Genomic DNA, 18,006 nt, shown 5'->3' on the forward strand with positions numbered 1-18,006 from the left:
TATAATAATTATATCATTATTGGTTCTCCACTTTTTTATAAAAGATAGAACATATGATGCTTCATTATTGTTTTATTTATTTCCATTACCTATCATTATATTAATAATTCTGATACTTTCTCTTTTTCTTGGGAAGAAAAGAAAATACAATTTAATATTAGCGGCGTTATTATTAGTAACTTGGATTGGGAGAAGTTTCAGAATTAGTTTCCCTAGTGATATTAGAGAAACTGATATGGAAATTGTGTTTTGGAATGCTTCTCGGGATAATGATTTTGAATTGGCGTTTAGTGAGCATGAAAGCATTCCGGATATTATGATTTTGACCGAATCTAACGAAAAAAAATTTGAAGGACTGCGGTTAAAATACCCCCATTTTTATTTTTACGAAACAAATAGTGAAATTGAGATTTTTTCAAAAATACCATTAAGTATTATAAAAGAAGAAACATCCAAGTTTCATTCAACGGTTGTATCTTTTAAAGCGGAAGACATTAATTTTTTTGTAGTAGATGTGTCGGGAAGCATGGATGTACCTCGTGAATGGGAATTGGAATTTGTCAATTCAATAATTAAAGAAACAAATAAAACAGTGGTTCTTGGAGATTTTAATGTGCCTTATGAATCTATGCATTTAGAGCATATTAAATCAAATTTTGATCACGCTTTCTCGGAAAAAGGGAATGGTTTTAGAGAAACTTGGTTTTGGAATATTCCTTTGTTGTCACTCGACCATATCTGGGTATCCAAAGATCTGGAAATTCTTAAAGCTGCAAAAATTAGTACGCTTAAATCTGACCATAGTATGATTAAAGCAGTTGTTAGAAAATAGTTGTTTCAAACAGGAAATGTATTAATTTGAAATCTCAAAACGTCGTTTAACCTCATTCCCAAATTCATCCACGACAGTAATCATGTGTGTACCCTGTTTTGGAATGATTGCTATATCATGGATGTCTTTAGTGCTTCCGATAAAAGTGTCGTCAATATACCAAAACAAGGTGCTTTCGGGTTTTGAATGTGCTATTCTTAAAATGAGATCATTTGTTTTTTCGTCAAAATCTTTTGGTAAAAAAATGCTGTTATTTTCTTTTGGATAAATAAATTCCATCGAAACAGTATGCGCCCCTAAGCAATCACTCCTAAATTTAGGAAGCGGTTTGTAAAACGGATTTTTTGTTTTGTAATAATAGGCCATTAAGGGAGGTAAAACAAACCAAGATTTGTGGATGATATTACTTAAATCTTCACAAGAAGTATTCACTTGAAAGGATTCATTATGATCCACATGGATTAATATATGATACGGGCACGGTTTTGTTTTTAAACCACTTACTTGAATGAATTTTTGTTCAATAGTATGACAATTAGGAGAAGCTCTATGCCCACTTTGTTTACAAATATCGATCTCCTGCATTTCGTCAAAGGGTTTTGAAAACCAGTCACTATTTGGTAATAAATCAAACACATCAAAGAGAATAGGAGCAGCCGTTTGTACACCAACTAAACCCGGTCGCCCTTCTCCATCAGCATTACCAACCCAAACTCCGACCACATAATCTTTAGTGGTACCAATAGCCCAAGCGTCTCGAAACCCAAAGCTGGTACCTGTTTTCCACGCAATCTGTTTAGAACCATCAAAAAAGGCCCAGCTTTCATCACTTTCGGGTCTGTTAACTTCTTTTAAACTTTCATAAGTCAAATAAATAGAGGCCGCATCAAAAAGTGTTTTGTCACCAGTTTTATTTCCGAAATCAATTTCATCTGAAGCTAAAAAAGTAGGTTCGCAAAACTCATTTGTAAAATACTCACTTGAGGTTTCCGAAAAATGATTTAAAGTTGAAGAGAGCGCTGCATAGCTTTTGCATAAATCCCAAAGATTACTTTCTGCACCTCCTAAAATAAGTGATAACCCGTAATGATTTGCATTATATTTTAAGTCTTTTAATTGTAAAGCTTTTAAATAATGATGGAATCTATCTAAGCCAAATTCTTGAAGCATTCTAACAGCAGGAACATTTAACGAACGTGATAAAGCTCTACTTGCAGGAACTGCGCCATCGTAGGTTTTATTATAATTTTCCGGGTTATAACTACCGAATTGAGTAGGAACATCAGTTACTAGTGTATGAGGTAACAAATCTCCGGCATCTAACATAGCAGCGTATAAAAAAGGCTTTAGAATACTGCCCGTACTTCTTGGTTTATCAATAATGTCAACATCTTTTTGATGGGCTTTATCTGTCGGAGTATTGCCTACATAAGCTAAAACTTGTCTGGTCTTTACATTTAAAACTAATACCGCCGCATTATAAATTTCGTTCTGACTCAATTGATTATAATGATTTTTTATAATATAGTTTACACGTTGTTGAAGTTTAGCGTCAATCGTTGTTTCTATGCGTTTTCCATAATTAGTTTTAGATACTTTTTGTAATAAATGAGGTGCTATTTGTGGCAACGGATAAGGTTTTCGAGGTAAGCCTTCAGCAATTGACAGTTGATAGGTTAATGAATCAATAATGGCATTTTTTAAAAGTTTTTTTAAAAGGCGATCACGTTTTTTTAATAATCGATCTTGGTTTTTCCCAGGATAAATTAGACTTGGGGCATTTGGTAAAACAGCAAGCGTTGCACTTTCTGCCCAGGATAATTGGTTGGCACTTCTATTAAAATAACGCCATGAAGCAGCATCTAACCCAACAACGTTTCCTCCAAAAGGGGCATGACTGCTATAGTAGGATAATATTTTATTTTTTGATTCACGACATTCTAATCGAGTCGCCAAAATAATTTCTTTTAGCTTTTCGAGATATGTTCTGGGTGGTCCCTTTCTAGATAATCGAATAACTTGTTGTGTAATGGTACTTCCACCACGTTTTACTGCACCAGATTTCAGATTGTCTCTTAATGCTTTAAAGATAGATATAGGATTAAAACCAGGATGGTTATAAAAATATTCATCTTCAAATTGAACGATACAGGTTTTAAATTTTTCAGGAACACTATCGTTTTGTGGAAACCGCCATTGTCCATCTTTGGCAATTTTGGCTCCTAATAATTCTTTGTTTGAACTAGAAATAACCGTTGTTGTTGGATCTTTAAAAAGTTGCTTTGGCAAACAGAAATAATAGGCAATCAATAGCACAGCTAGGATAACCGATTTAATTTTATGCCGTTTTATGTAGGTTACTATTTTATTCATTTGTGTTTGACCCTTCCGTCTTTGATTTCTTTTGCTGAAATCAAATCCATATTCCCTTGCAAAGGGAAGGAGTTTTTATATCTGACTTAATTTTACATTTTACATTTTACATTTTAGATTAATTAGTTAATTATAATTTTCTTATTTAAGAATTCACCTCCTTTTAAAGGAGGTGAGGAGGTTTGTTTTAATCATTAAAATGATTGCTTATTTCCTCTAATACATTAGCACTATCTTTAAAAACCAATTTATTTTCGAATCGAATTACTTTAAAACCTAAATTTTCTAAAACTTTGGTTCTTTCCCGGTCATAGTTCTGTTGATCAAAATTAAGATGGTAGGCTCCGTCTAATTCTATAATTAGTTTTTCTGATGCGCAATAAAAATCAACGATATAATTTTTAATACTATGTTGTCTTCTAAATTTTCTTCCTTTGAGTTTCTTTTTCTGTAAAAACGTCCATAATGTTGCTTCAGCTGAAGTTGAATTTTTTCGAAGCTCTTTTCTGTATCCTTCAAGGTATTTATGATTGTGGATTTTGTTGTTCATATTTGTGATTTTACCCTTCCGCCTTTGATTTCTTTTGCTGAAATCAAATCCACCTTCCCTAACAAGGGAAGGAATTGTTTTTAATTCTAATTTAAATTTTTAGTTCAATTAATTAATGCATACTCTTATTTAGCTCTCCTCCTTTAAAGGAGGAGTGGCTTCTATTTCAATGCTTTGAAATAGGAGGCGAGGAGGTCGTAAACTCATACTCACGCTCTACTTTACAGATTTTTACATTATACCAACTATACCATACTGTTCTTCCTTTTTGTTGGGCTTGCAAATGTTCACTTTGTTGTTTCCAGTTTTTTATAGCATCTAAACTGTCCCAATAACTTACTGTGATACCCACATGATCTCTAGCACTATCTATTCCTAAATAACCATCTTGTTGTTTTGCTAGTGCTTCCATTTTGTCGGCCATTTTGGAATAGCTCTCAATATTTTCATTTTGCGTTGATGTAAAAATGACTGCGTAATAGGGTTTAAAATCGTTATTCATGTCTTCTAATTAAAGGTCACTTTATTGGTCGTTTTCTTTTATCCCAAGTTAATACTTGTACACCACTGGAATAATGTATTTTGTCGGGGTGATTATTTATTAAATGACTAAATCTGGGATAGTTCAAATTTAATTTTTTAATCATGATTGATTGCACGGGCCATTCGATATGGTGTACGTCGTATTCAATAATATGGTTTTTGTAGTCTTGAAAAACGGCATAGCGTTCTGTGAGCCATAAATCGGTTTTATCTTTTTTAATAGGCGTATCTTCTATGTGATATTCAATGTTAAAAATATCATTGAATGTTTTGTTTTTTGATATGTAAATGTTGTTGTCTCTACTCATTTTTGAGTATTGATAAGGGAATTTAGATACTGCTCTCAAAATTTTACAAGAGGACCGCTTGCTACCCTCCATATTTAAAAAGTAAACACTTGGTTTTCCATTACAGGTAATATAAACTCTAATATTTATTTCGTAAAAATCTGAAATATAAGGTACTTTAGGAAGGTTTCTAATCCCTATATTATTCATGTTAAAAGCAACTAAACTCACCCAGGTTTTTTCGTTTAGGACGTCTAGTTTAATCCCCTTAGGAAGTAAGGGTGTGATTAAATTCGGTGAAACTTCCCAATGTAAAAAAACAGCTTTATTCCATTCTTGATAAAATGCCCATTTTCGTTTAGGGTATTCAAACGGTCTGTGATTCTTCTCTTTTAGTATTTCTGTTGCGTTCATAATACATTGAAACATTTAAATTAGCACCCCATCGGAATTCCAAAAGCAATGATTTTTTCAATTTTTTCATCATTCATCTTTGTGAAAATTACTTTAAGGTATATGGTACTTATTGAAACCCCAGAAGGGTATGTGTTTACTGTTTTGACATCTTTTATCAGGGTAGCCCAATTTTCACCACAATGTGTTTTAACGGCTTGTTTGAATTCATTAATATCTATTTTTATAAATTTATTCCATGCCTCTTCCGAATATGAATTCGTTTTAAATTGATTATCTTTTGATATGGACTTTAAAGGCTTCCAGCTAGAATAATAATGTTTCCAGTCGGTTAAATCACAATGTGGACCTTCGTCCATTATAGTAATACTGTTTTCATGTCTTTGGAATAACTGTATATTTTTATAATCAATATGGTGTTTGATTCTAATAATTTTACCTTCAATAGTTTCTCCTAGATCTATGTCTATATTCACTGTGTCTTGGTTTGTTTTGGATGCCCATGCCTCCAGACTATCAACTGTTAATGTAAACGTGTCAAGATTAATTTTAAAGCGTTTTCTTAATTCCGTTTCAGTTAAGTAACCATTAAAAACATAACCAACATTTGTGCTGTCATCATTATCAATAGTGCTAATTTTTACCCATTCTCCGGAGATTACTTCATTGTCATCCAGAACATCTAATTTTAAGTTTGTATGTTCTATAATTTCTAATTGTGTACCGTAATCCAGTTTTGTGATTTTGCCAGAACCTCTATTAGGTTTTTCTCTTAAAACCAACCCATTGTCAGCCTTTACATATCTTATTTCTTGTGCTTGTGCAAAATTGAAAACAATCAATAATGCGATGATGTTTATATATGTTTTCATTTGTTGTGTTTTAAATTTATTTTTTCAAATCCTTCCGTCTTTGATTTCTTTTACTGAAATCAAATCCACCTTCCCTTATCTTAAGGGAAGGAGTTGGTATTTATAGTTTTAATTTTAGTCCTGATAATTAGTTAGTTTTACAGTTTCTATTTCAATACTTTGAAATAGAAGACGAGGAGGTTACTTGTAATTTCCTTATTTCTCAACGACCACCCATTTTCCTTTAGTTCTCACCAAATATTCATTATCATACATAGCTTCAGCTTGAACGCCAGGTAAATAATAGGTGCCTAAATACGATGCGTTTAGCATGACATTAAAGGTTTTGGTGCCCTGTTTCCCTTTTTCCCTTAAATCGAAATAGAAATTAACACGATCGTCTCTTATATCTGTAAATCTAGCTTGACTGGTTGTCGTATCCCCAAAATCTGTAAAACGGGTATTCACAATTTCCCAACCGGATGGGAATATTTGAGTTAGTGCCACATCGTTAATAGCTTCATTTTTAAGATTACTAACTTTTACCGTTGCTACAAAATCTTGACCTTGTTTTAGTTGGGAGACATTCACTTTATTTCCTTTTAAATCTTTGTATGAATAGGAGACACTTAGCCCACGTTGTTCGGCTAATTCTTGTCCCAGAGGTAATTTTCCGGAATTTAAAATACGTACATAAACAATATTGTCTTTATTATTAGTAAAGGATAGTGTGTTTTCTCCATCAGTAACGTTTAATTCACGTTGCGCAATGGCGCTTTTAGAATTTATGGTTTCTGTTTTTCCATTTATAGTATAGTTCACGTTAAGCGCTTTTCCGCCATTAGCGTCTACCATTTTTGCAATGGCCAATAAACTATAGGCAGTCGTTTGGGTGCTCATCCAACGATTACTCGATAAATCTTTAGCAATATATTGAGACAGTTCACGTCTTTTTGGATTTTTAGTAAGCACCATAGTTTCTAAAGCCATGGCACGATTTCTATCAACAGAGCCATAAGTGTAATAGTTATAGCGAACAGGTTTAAAATTAATGTTTGCCGATTTAGAAATAGAGGTACTAGCTTCCTTTTGTCCTGCTAATGCATATGCTGCGGCTAATCGCCATTTTGCTTCGTTTGATATGTCGCTAAATTCACGTAATCTATTCATAGCTGCTAAATCTGCCTCTCCGGCTAAAGCTAAGGTGTACAGTCTATAAGCTTGTGCTAAATCGGAATTATGAGATCTGTAACTTGGTCTCCAATCTCTTGCTGCTTGTTGTTGGTATTTAACCCAATTGTTTTTAAAAGTAAGTGGTAAGACAAAACCTTTCTTTTCTGCTTCTAACATGAAATGACCTGCATAACTGGTTCCCCAATCGTCAGTGTCATTTTCTCCCATCCAATAACTTAATCCGCCATTTGGTCTTTGAAAATGCCCCAAGCGCTTCATGCCATTTTCAATATTATTCTTGATTTTTTGTTTTTTATCGTGTGTCAAATCAAAAATATCATTCAAAAACAACTGTGGGAATATGCTCGATGTCGTTTGCTCTACACAGCCATGCGGATACTGAATTAAGTATTGTAATCTGCGTGAAAAGTCCATTGGTGGCATTGTTGAAAACTCAAGAGTTGCTGAATTCGTTCCGTAAACTCCAAACGTTGAAAATGCTATGGATTCTGATGCGTTTGCTTCTAAAACCTGGTCTATCGGCTTTGATGTGATAGGGTTTGGATTAAATACATCCAGTTCTACTTTATAAGTCGATTTTTCACCATTTCCAGAAGCAATTACTTCAACCGTATTTAAGCCTTTTGCTTTACTAACGTCCAATTCAAAGTAGGTCATTTGCTCATCCGGTTTCGTAAAAGAGAGTGTTTTTGATTTGGTGCCAACAATGGAAATTCCATTGCTAAGTTTTAGGCTAATGTTTACGTTTTTAACTTTAGGCTCCATAGCAAAAACGGTTACTGGTAGTGTTACTTTTTCACCTGGGCTTAATTTCCGCGGAAGCGATGCTAATACCATTAGAGGTTTTTTTACTTGAACCGATTTGTCGGTGCTTCCGTAAGCTTCGGTAGCATTATTTCCAGCAACAACCATTGTTCTTACAGAACCAATATAATTTGGCATTTTTATTTTATGCGTTTTGCTATCGCCAGCTTTTAAAGAAAAAGGGCCTAAATATGTAACGACAGGTTTAAAACGGTTTGCCTTTTTGTTTTTTCCACCTGCAGCACTTCCGTCACCACCAATAGCAAATACTTGATCTATGCTTCCTGAGTAGGCACCAATAACATCATCAAAAACATCCCATGTCTTTACCCCTAAAGCTTCACGGGCATAGAAGGAGCCCCAAGCATTTGGTGTTTTAAAACGTGTTAAATCTAACAAACCTTCTTCGACCATAGCTATGGTATAAGTCATTGCTTTTCTGTTTTTTTCTGAAACAGTGACTTCAAATTCTTGCTCAGGGCGCAAGGTTTCAGGCATTTTTAATTCGGGTTCTAATTTGGTTTTTGGGTCTTCAACTAACATTGGGATGACTCCAAATAAGCGAATAGGTAAATCGTTAGCTGAGATAGCATGAGGCTGTAATAATGAAATATTAATAAACACATTAGGAGCCATTTCGGACGTTACAGGAATATCAACGGTGGTTTCACCTTGTTTTGTTTTTACCCATTTATAATCTAACACTTCTGTACCGTTTTCAATACTTACTAATGCGCGTCCTTCGGTACCTGATTGAAATGTTACTTTAGCAGTTTCTCCAACATTGTACTTTTCTTTATCTGCTGAAAAAACAAGCATTTTTGCAGCACCTTTATCGCTGGAAGATGAATTTTGCCACCAGTTTTTATAAAAATAAGCTGTTCTTCCTGTGGCATGACCGCTTACAGGGTCTGTGATTCTTATAAGGTAACGACCACGTTCGTTGTCAGGAATTTTTATGTTTAATGTTGCTTTTCCATTGGCATCAGTGTTTATTTTAGAGTTTAAATAAGGTCTGTGATAACTGCTGGAAACGTAACTCGATAAGTTATCATAAGACGAATTCCACCACCAACGCCATTCAATTTTATAGATTTTAACTTCCAGATTATTTCGTTTTACAGGTTTTCCTTTGGCATCAACCACCACCAAGTCAAAGCTTTGATTTTCATCTGTATAATAAGATCCATAGGCTTTTCCTTTTGGAGAACGCAAGCCAACGAAAGACTTGTAAGGGGCATATTGTTTGGTGAACGCATCTAATGAGAAATCTCCGCCATTTTCGAAAGCTCGTACTAAAAACTGAACCTTTAGCATCCCTGGAGCATTCTTACCGACAGCCATTTTATTAGTGATTTGAGCGCGTCCTTCTTCATTTACTTTCCCTTCAAAAACATTAATTTCTTCTGTATTAAATTGGCGGGTAGGGTCGTTAAACGTATAATCTTTATAATTTTTAAAACCAGAATATGAGGTGCTAAATTTTGCTTTTATTTCGGCTTTTAAGTTTTTCCCCGGAGCACCATGAAGCCATTTTACATCCAGACTTCCGTTTAAAGGTTCTGTACTCGTAAGGATATCATTTTTAAAATCAACTTTAATTTTTAATCGGTTAGGTTTTACCGTTTCAATTTTTAAGCCTTTATGGAAAGTAGCGCCACCAACAGAGATTTTAGCATTGTAGTTTCCTGTTTTATCTTCTGATGATGTTGGAACTGTGAATTTGAAAAAATTATCAATATGATTTGTACTAACTTCTTTAAAAACTAATTTTCCGTTGGGATCAGTAACTTCAAGCTTTACAGGATGCTGTTTGGGAAGGTTGTTAGCTGCATCATTTAGCATGAATGTTAAGTGTAACGTGTCACCAGGTCTCCAAACACCACGTTCTCCATAAATATAACCTTTGAGTCCACGTTGTAATCGATTTCCAGAAACATCAAACTTACTTAGTGATAAAGAATTACCGTCATGAAGTTTTATATAACTCACGTTGTTTCCTTTAGAAACAATAGCAAATGAAGCATGTTTTTCGGCATCAATAAGCGCTAAACCTTCCTTGTCTGTCACTGTTTCTTCCAATTTTTGTTGTTGGAAGTTATAAAGTGTTACTGTTGCATTTGCTTCTGGATTGGTATTTAAAATATTAGTAACTGCAAAGTAATACGAATTATTAGCACCTTGTTTCGCTATCACTCCAAGGTTTGAAGCGATTAAATTTTGAGATGCTATACGGCTTTCGTTGTAGTAGGCATTATGGCAAGGGTTTTCTCTTTCTCTCCAGTTATATGAATAGTTTCGGTAATTGTAATTTAGATTATTCCAATAGGCCTCTTCTCTTAAATCATCATCTTCGATAGCTTCGTTATTGTAATCGTCTTCATAGTATGCCTCATCATAATAATCATCACCATTTTCGATATTATTCACATTAACAACGGCATCACAATCATACAAAGAATAATTTTTATTGAAACTAACTTCTACACGATAGATAGCACCTGGATCTGTTTTAAAAAATTTTGATAAATCAATACTGTATGCTTTCCATTTTCCTGTATTTTCAGTTTCGGATACTAATGGAATGGTCTTTTTTGCAATACGACGCCCTACTTTTCTAATTTCATGAGTGTTGTTGCTGCTCATGTTATTGTCTTGTAAAAACTGAAGAATATTGTCTTCGAAAATTTTAATGACTCTAACATCAACGGCACTTAAATTAACCGCTTCAAAATTGAATTTTAATTCTTCAGAACTTGGCAAAATATTACCATTGCTGATTAAACGTACTTGGGGTTTTAATGCTTCAAAACCTATGGTTTCTGAAAAAGGGTGTTTTAGCTTATAGCCTTCAGAGTTTTTGATGCCTTGGAAAACGTCTACTTGAATATTGCCGACCAATTTAGTGCCAGGGTATACTTTTAATACATTACCATCAACTACATATTTTGGGCTTTTTACGTTTTGAAGCGTTACTAAACCATCAAAATTTTGTTGTTTTTTTAATGGGTCTGAAAAATTGATCAATAAGTGTTGTTCGGGTGATTGAATAACGTCTGTTTTGGTAATTGTAAAGTTATTCACTCCCGGAATAGTGACTTTGTTTTCTCCTTCGTTATCAGCATTAATCGGCTTCCCGTTCCACGAAACAAGAATATGACTATCATCCGTTAAACGATTAATACTATCTATTTTAAAATCGAAAACCTTGCTTTTTTCATGAGCTTCATTAAATACAATATTTAAGTTATTTCCATCTTGAGAGGCTTTTACTAATTGCTTGGCATGGTCTAGAGAAATAACATCAGCCGATTTAATAACACCTTCTAAATACTGCCATTTTTTACTATACGATTGAAGATTGTTAGTCACCATATTAAAGCTAGGCGTTATCGTTTTAAACTGAAATGTATAGGTGTCAAAATCTTTAGGAATATCTTTATAAATATCAGAAAGTTTAACAGTAACAGAATATTCCGTAGCTGGTTGCAGCGGTTCGTCTGGAGTAAATAATAAAGCGTGCTTATTGGCCACCATTAACTTTCCTTGTACATGTGGACTCACAGAAACAATACGATCTGTGATTTCCTGACCCATTTCCCATCCTTCAACATCTTCTGTTAAATTTATTTCAATAGGGCTGATCACTGATGTTAAACCAGATGACGTATAACTTATATAATCTTTGAATTTAAAAAGATTATCGGTTTCAACAACTTTCTTTTTACAAGATGTAGCTAACGTAATAAGTATTACAAAAGCTAATAGTTTTTTTAATAGCATAAGATAAATGGTTTAAGATGAAAATAAGCTTAAAAAGAAAGTGTAGGTTGTTTCTTGTTAAACTAATTACGTTCAAATTTTATTAATTAGATTTTGAGTTATTGTTAAATTGTTCTTAAAAATTTTGATCTTTATAAATATCAATCGATAGTTCGCCTTTGTCGTTCATGGTTGCTCTATACATACCTGCTATTAAATTCAGCAACCATGTTCCCATTTTTATCGATGGCAACAATACCTCTGGTACCTCCTAAATTTGTTAATTTATTTTGAATGACCTCTTTGGCAGCTTCTTGTAAAGACAGATCTTTATATTCCATAAGTGCAGAAATATCGTGAGCTACCATAGCACGTATAAAATACTCACCCCAACCTGTACTGGATACGGCACAGGTATTATTATTCGCGTAAGTTCCAGCTCCAATAATGGGCGAGTCTCCAATGCGACCCCAGTGTTTATTGGTCATACCTCCAGTTGAGGTACCAGCAGCCAAATTTCCATTTTTTAAGATGTTGTATCCAACTTTAATGGTTTCCTCTAATTTAGTTTTATAAGCTGCTTCTTTTTCCAGAGACATATTTTTTCTTAGAATAGTACCTGCACCTCCGTGAATTATTATTGAAAATTCTTGTTTTTCTTCGTGCTGTTGAACATTTCCAATAGGTAATTTCGGTTCGTTTTTACAAGAGGCAAATACTAATAAAATCAAAACTAAATAGGCTAGTTTTTTCATGATTAATAATGATGTTTTTAAGAGCAATAAAGTTAATGGTTTTATTATGAATTCATCTTGACTTTTATGATTTACTATAAAATCATCATTTTATTCCCATATTTTTGTTTATGAAACAAAAATAAATACATGGTTTTATTTTTAAACCCCCGTATTCCGTGAAATATGCTCTTAATAACGATGTTATAATGTGTCAAAAAGCTTCATCTAGAAACATTCTTAAACGATTCCAGCGTAAATTATAATTCAATAGCTAATACAAAGAATGGCAATTGATTTTAGTATAGATAAAGCACTTTAGAAAGTGTTTTAGGTGTTAAAAAGGAAGATCAAATATCTATTTTAGATTTTTGTTATATGTTAATGAGTCATAAGATTTAAAGTGGCCAAATGAACCATAAAGTTAAATAAAACGTATATTTAAAAACCCCAAATCACATAATTAATGAAAAACTTCTTATTAAGAACAGGACTAGTATTAGCATTTTTTTCTGTATTAACTTGTAACATAGCGTGTTCAAAAGATGATTCAGCTGCAGATATCGAAAAGGAAATGGCTGCTGATATAGCGACTAGTATACTACAGCTAGTAAATGAACATAGGTCTGGTATTGGAAAACAAATTTTAGAGACTAATACTTTAGCTGAAAACTTAGCTGAAGCGCACAATTTGCATATGATTAGTCAACAAAAAATAAGCCATGAAAATTTTGATTATCGAGCAGATAGATTGTTTGACGAGGAAAAAGCTAAAGGTGTGGGTGAAAATGTAGCAGCCAAACAAAAATCTGCGCAAGATGTTATGGCAGCTTGGTTAGATAGCAAAGGACACAGAAAGAATATAGAAGGCGATTTTACACATATTGGTATCAGTGCTATCAAAAATAAGGAAGGACATTATTATTACACGCAACTTTTTCTAAAAAAATGATTTTAAAATTTTGTAATTAATATGGGTAATGGATGGAAAGTCTTTGACTTAGAACTTATCTTATACTTATTTTATTTAAGTGAAAAGTCATGTTTTCCTGCCTGCTGGTAGCTACGATGTATCCATAAATCAATAAACATTAATAATTATATCATGTTCTTTTTGCCATTGCCGCAAAAGGAACCAAAAAAGTCTAGGCTTACTAAAATTATATTGAAAATGCTACGGAGGCCCCAGCCACAGATAAAAAGAACTCGCCTTATGTCCTTTGTTTATTCACCTGCTCTTTTGTATTTATCATAAAATCAGGACTATCAATAATCTAATACTTGGCTCAAACAGCTTTTTATCTCTAAGCCTTTGCACTGACTCCTTGATTTTCAATAGAATTCTAGATAGGCCGCTGTGCCAGCCTCCGTGGTCATTCTTTTTTAAGATGATCAAGTCTCTCTACCTGTTGTTGAGAAAAGACCATTGGGCTACCCCTGACCTTTCGGAAGAATAAAGAACAAAAGCTTCGGAGCACAGGAGCATTGATGTTGGCTATTGTGGTGGAGCGACGCGAAGTTTTGGGCTTGGTTCTTCTCTAGCGATAGCATGAGAAGAAATTCCTCTCGAAAGGGCGTCTTTTCTTTTGTTACTTTTCTTTGGACAGGCAAAGAAAAGTAAGTTAAAAAACTTTGATTTTATATACCGAAAAAAGATGTGGGTATACCGTAGCTGCAGGTAGGTATGTGTTTCCAGATGAAGACTTTTTGAGCATCACAGCATCGCTACGATGAAATAAAGGACAAAGTATAGAAATAAAATAGCGTGCTCTGTTGCAGCGCGGGATGATTTTGTAGCAAATCATAAAAAACAAGATAAGGTATTATATAGTTTTGGCGTTATACAAGTTTTTAAACCACTAATCTTTATAAATACCGATTGCTAATTCACCTTTGCCGTTCATGGTTGCTCTATACATGCCTGCGGTGTTAAATTCGGCAACCATGTTCCCATTTTTATCGATGGCAACAATCCCTCCGGTACCTCCTAAGTTTGATAGTTTATTTTGAATGACTTCTTTGGCGGCTTCTTGCAGAGATAGATTTTTATATGCCATGAGTGCAGAAATATCATAGGCTACCATAGCACGAATAAAGTACTCACCCCAACCTGTGCTGGATACAGCGCAGGTACTGTTATTGGCGTAAGTTCCCGCTCCAATAATAGGAGAGTCTCCAATGCGCCCCCAGCGTTTATTAGTCATGCCTCCTGTTGAAGTGCCAGCAGCTAAATTTCCATTTTTATCAAGAGCGGCACAACCAACGGTTCCAAATTTAGAGTCTTTTATATGGTCATCATAAAAGGCTACTTTATCATCATGGTCTAATTCGGATGTCTCAGTTTCTTTTATTTTTTCAAGCGACTTATGACGTCTTTCTGTATAAAAATAATCAGGTTCCACAATTTGTAAGCCCTGTTCTTTTGCAAAGGTATTAGCGCCATTTCCAGATAACATGACATGAGGAGAATGATCCATCACAGTTCTAGCTAAATTTATAGGGTTTTTTACGATGGTTGTTCCTGCTGATGCTCCTGCATTTAATGTTTTTCCATCCATAATGGAAGCGTCGTGTTCATTGGTTCCTGCATTTGTGAAAACAGCGCCTTTTCCGGCATTAAATAAGGGCGAATCTTCCATGACATTAATCGTTTTTTGTACGGCGTCCAGACTGGAACCTCCATTTTTTAGGATGTTATACCCAACTTTAATAGCCTCCTCTAAGGTTGCTTTATAGGCTGCTTCTTTTTCCGGAGACATATTTTTCTTTAAAATAGTACCTGCTCCTCCATGGATTATAATTGAAAAGGCATTCATGTTTCCTTCATTTAATGGGATGGTTTTATTCGCTTTTACCTCAATTTTGGACTTGTCTGGATAACTCTCTTGAGGATTAGAATCAATTAATTTACCTTTTTCTTTACAACTAAATAATAATAAGGTAATTACTAAAATATGGATAGATTTCTTCATGAAAATTAGAATTAATGAGCGCAATAAAGGTAATATTTTATCATTATTAAATTTATATTTAGAAGGCTTTTTATTGTTATATTCGCAGATAATCATATTATAAATAATAATTCAATAATTAATGCAAGCAATAGCAACAGATTTTGGTATAGATAAAGCACTTAAAATACTAGGTGTAGTAGATGTAAACGAAGGCACTTCAACAGGTTCAAATAGTTTTTCTAACGGAGATATTATAGCATCTTTTTCGCCGGTTGATGGTCAATTGATTGGTAAGGTAAAAACAACGACTCAAGAAGATTATGAAAAGGTCATGGATAGTGCGACAAGTGCTTTTAAAACCTGGAGAACCATGCCAGCTCCACAACGTGGTGAGATTGTACGTCAGTTTGGTGAAAAATTAAGAGAGAAAAAAGAAGCTTTAGGTAAATTAGTTTCCTATGAAATGGGTAAATCTTATCAGGAAGGATTAGGTGAAGTTCAGGAAATGATTGATATCTGTGATTTTGCAGTTGGCTTATCGCGTCAGCTTCACGGTTTAACCATGCATTCAGAGCGTCCGGGACATAGAATGTACGAGCAATACCATCCATTAGGTGTGGTTGGTATTATTTCCGCATTCAATTTTCCAGTAGCTGTTTGGGCATGGAATACAGCATTGGCTTGGATTTGTGGTGATGTTTGTGTTTGGAAGCCTTCTGAAAAAACACCTATGTGCGGTGTGGCTTGCCAGAATATTGCAGCTGAAGTTTTTAAAGAAAATAACTTACCGGAAGGTATTTGTAATTTAATTAATGGCGATTATAAAGTAGGTGAGTTTATGACGAAAGATGCTCGTATTCCATTAATTTCTGCAACGGGTTCTACCAGGATGGGTAAAATTGTAGCACAAGAAGTAGCTGCACGTTTAGGAAAAAGTTTATTGGAGCTGGGTGGTAATAACGCTATCATTGTAACACCGGATGCGGATATAAAAATGACTGTTATCGGAGCTGTTTTTGGAGCTGTAGGCACTGCAGGACAGCGTTGTACTTCAACACGTCGTTTAATCATTCATGATAGTATCTATGACCAAGTTAAAAATGCTGTTGTTGATGCGTATAAGCAATTACGTATTGGAAACCCTCTGGATGAAAATAATCATGTAGGTCCGTTAATTGATACGGATGCTGTAAGTATGTATGAAAGCGCATTAACTAAAGTTGTTGAAGAAGGCGGAAATATTGTTGTTGAAGGCGGTGTGCTTTCTGGTGAAGGTTATGAAAGTGGCTGCTATGTAAAACCAGCTATTGCTGAAGCGAAACCTAACTTTAAAATTGTACAACACGAAACTTTTGCGCCTGTTTTATATTTACTAAAATATTCTGGAGCTATTGAAAATGCTATTGATATTCAAAATGAAGTAGCTCAAGGATTAAGTTCTGCTATTATGACTAATAATCTAAGAGAAGCGGAGCGTTTCTTATCTGTTGCCGGTTCAGACTGTGGTATTGCTAATGTAAATATAGGGACTTCCGGAGCAGAAATTGGTGGCGCTTTTGGTGGAGAAAAAGAAACCGGAGGCGGACGTGAGTCTGGTTCTGATGCCTGGAAAGTATATATGAGACGTCAAACTAATACTATAAATTACACGACTGAATTACCTTTAGCACAAGGGATTAAGTTTGATTTGTAACGAATTCCTGTGAAGACAGGAATCTTATGGTAAATAGAATCTGAAAAATATTATATTGTAACTATAAAAGATATAACCGCAACTTGAAAGAGTTGTAGTTATACAATTGTTGTGCAACATTTGAGAAATGACAAAAATCGAATTTCTATTTCATTTACAAGGAGCTAGTTTCCAAGCGTTAAAGTTTGCTGAAAATTATGTGAAAACTGAATTGAAAACGAACTTTCGATATAATGTAATTTTTGCGGAATCGACCAATGACACAAACCACTTGGAGTTTGACATTTATGAAGAAGATTGTGGAAAAATGAAATTGGATTTGAATGATGAAGAAGTAGTTGACCTTTTGTTTAGAAAAGGTAAAGTGCCTGTTTGGATTGATATTAATGTTCTCAAATCAAGTAGAAAGAGTACGACTTTTAACCTATTATGTGCTGGAAGATATTCTGATGACAAAGAAAAATTCTATTATAATCATAATGGTTCTGGACCTTTTGGTGTAAAAAGCCCAAAACTACCTATTAACTATAAAGAGGGAAAGAAATTTAAATTATAATGTCAATAAAACTGTTTGATAATATAAAACAACTGATTAAAAAGGATGAACTCTTAGGAGAATGGAATTCTGACGATGGAAGTGGATTTATGATGATTATGGGTTCTTGGATGAAAATAAAGTTCAACGGAACTGGAAAATTCGAAAGTTGGTCAGAAGGTGATGATGAAACAGGAGGATATAATCACAGTGGAGAATTCGATTGGAAAAGAATTGGACAAAATAAAATTAGAATTCAAGAAAAAGGTTCTAGTAAAATAGAAGAAATAGAGTATGTATTAAAAAAGCAAAATGGACGAATTGAATTAACAAGTGGTCAACCTGAATTAGAAAAATTCGAAATTAATGCTTTTTGGAATTTTGCTCAAATAATGTTTAAAAAACAATAAAAACGTTGCACAATAACTAAGTGTTCGTGTGGTCGGTACGGCCAAACATGAACACTTAGTTATTGCCAAC

At 34.1% G+C, this 18,006-nt stretch carries 12 protein-coding genes and 1 pseudogene; 5 read left to right on the forward strand and 8 right to left on the reverse strand.

The annotated features are described in order from the left end of the window. The first annotated feature begins 19 nt into the window (after positions 1–19). The gene (locus Q4Q47_RS09450; protein WP_303306408.1) at positions 20–832 is read left to right on the forward strand and encodes an endonuclease/exonuclease/phosphatase family protein; all 813 of its coding nucleotides are present in this window, start codon (positions 20–22) and stop codon (positions 830–832) included. 21 nt (positions 833–853) lie between these two features. On the opposite strand, the gene pbpC is transcribed toward Q4Q47_RS09450, so the two are convergent. The 7 genes and pseudogenes from pbpC to Q4Q47_RS23915 all read right to left on the reverse strand — a co-directional run. After that, a complete protein-coding gene (gene pbpC, locus Q4Q47_RS09455; protein ID WP_303306409.1) occupies positions 854–3,205 on the reverse strand; it encodes a penicillin-binding protein 1C in 2,352 nt (783 codons plus the stop codon). A gap of 187 nt (positions 3,206–3,392) precedes the next feature. Next, positions 3,393–3,755: an endonuclease domain-containing protein gene (locus Q4Q47_RS09460; protein ID WP_303306410.1), complete on the reverse strand. Its 363-nt coding sequence runs from the start codon at positions 3,753–3,755 to the stop codon at positions 3,393–3,395. A gap of 166 nt (positions 3,756–3,921) precedes the next feature. Beyond that, positions 3,922–4,257 carry an antibiotic biosynthesis monooxygenase family protein gene (locus tag Q4Q47_RS09465; RefSeq protein ID WP_303306411.1) on the reverse strand — a complete coding sequence of 112 codons (336 nt, stop codon included), beginning with the start codon at positions 4,255–4,257 and terminating at the stop codon, positions 3,922–3,924. 16 nt (positions 4,258–4,273) lie between these two features. After that, a complete protein-coding gene (locus Q4Q47_RS09470) occupies positions 4,274–4,999 on the reverse strand; it encodes a YqjF family protein (RefSeq protein ID WP_303306412.1) in 726 nt (241 codons plus the stop codon). A gap of 20 nt (positions 5,000–5,019) precedes the next feature. Continuing rightward, positions 5,020–5,871 (reverse strand): SH3 domain-containing protein, encoded by an 852-nt coding sequence (locus Q4Q47_RS09475; RefSeq protein WP_303306413.1) that lies wholly within the window; start codon positions 5,869–5,871, stop codon positions 5,020–5,022. Between the two features lie 195 nt (positions 5,872–6,066). Then, a complete protein-coding gene (locus Q4Q47_RS09480) occupies positions 6,067–11,631 on the reverse strand; it encodes an alpha-2-macroglobulin family protein (protein ID WP_303306414.1) in 5,565 nt (1,854 codons plus the stop codon). Positions 11,632–11,746: 115 nt separating this feature from the next. Further along, positions 11,747–12,137 (reverse strand): annotated as a pseudogene (locus Q4Q47_RS23915) (isoaspartyl peptidase/L-asparaginase); the annotation flags it as partial. A gap of 673 nt (positions 12,138–12,810) precedes the next feature. Between Q4Q47_RS23915 and Q4Q47_RS09490 the strand changes: the two are divergent. Beyond that, on the forward strand, positions 12,811–13,296 hold the full coding sequence (locus tag Q4Q47_RS09490; RefSeq protein WP_303306415.1) for a CAP domain-containing protein: 486 nt from the start codon (positions 12,811–12,813) through the stop codon (positions 13,294–13,296). Between the two features lie 907 nt (positions 13,297–14,203). Here Q4Q47_RS09490 and Q4Q47_RS09495 read toward each other — a convergent pair. After that, positions 14,204–15,316 (reverse strand): isoaspartyl peptidase/L-asparaginase family protein, encoded by a 1,113-nt coding sequence (locus Q4Q47_RS09495; protein ID WP_303306416.1) that lies wholly within the window; start codon positions 15,314–15,316, stop codon positions 14,204–14,206. A 121-nt stretch (positions 15,317–15,437) separates the two neighbouring features. Between Q4Q47_RS09495 and amaB the strand changes: the two genes are divergently transcribed. From amaB to Q4Q47_RS09510, 3 genes are all read left to right on the forward strand, one after another. Continuing rightward, positions 15,438–16,991, forward strand: a complete 1,554-nt coding sequence (gene amaB, locus Q4Q47_RS09500) for an L-piperidine-6-carboxylate dehydrogenase (RefSeq protein ID WP_303306417.1) — start codon at positions 15,438–15,440, stop codon at positions 16,989–16,991. Between the two features lie 127 nt (positions 16,992–17,118). Continuing rightward, positions 17,119–17,547 carry a hypothetical protein gene (locus Q4Q47_RS09505; protein ID WP_303306418.1) on the forward strand — a complete coding sequence of 143 codons (429 nt, stop codon included), beginning with the start codon at positions 17,119–17,121 and terminating at the stop codon, positions 17,545–17,547. Next, positions 17,547–17,936: a hypothetical protein gene (locus Q4Q47_RS09510; RefSeq protein WP_303306419.1), complete on the forward strand. Its 390-nt coding sequence runs from the start codon at positions 17,547–17,549 to the stop codon at positions 17,934–17,936. Before Q4Q47_RS09505 ends, Q4Q47_RS09510 begins: the two co-directional genes overlap by 1 nt. Positions 17,937–18,006 lie beyond the last annotated feature (70 nt).

The organism is Flavivirga spongiicola (genome assembly GCF_030540825.1).
GTDB classification, from domain to species: Bacteria; Bacteroidota; Bacteroidia; order Flavobacteriales; family Flavobacteriaceae; genus Flavivirga; species Flavivirga spongiicola.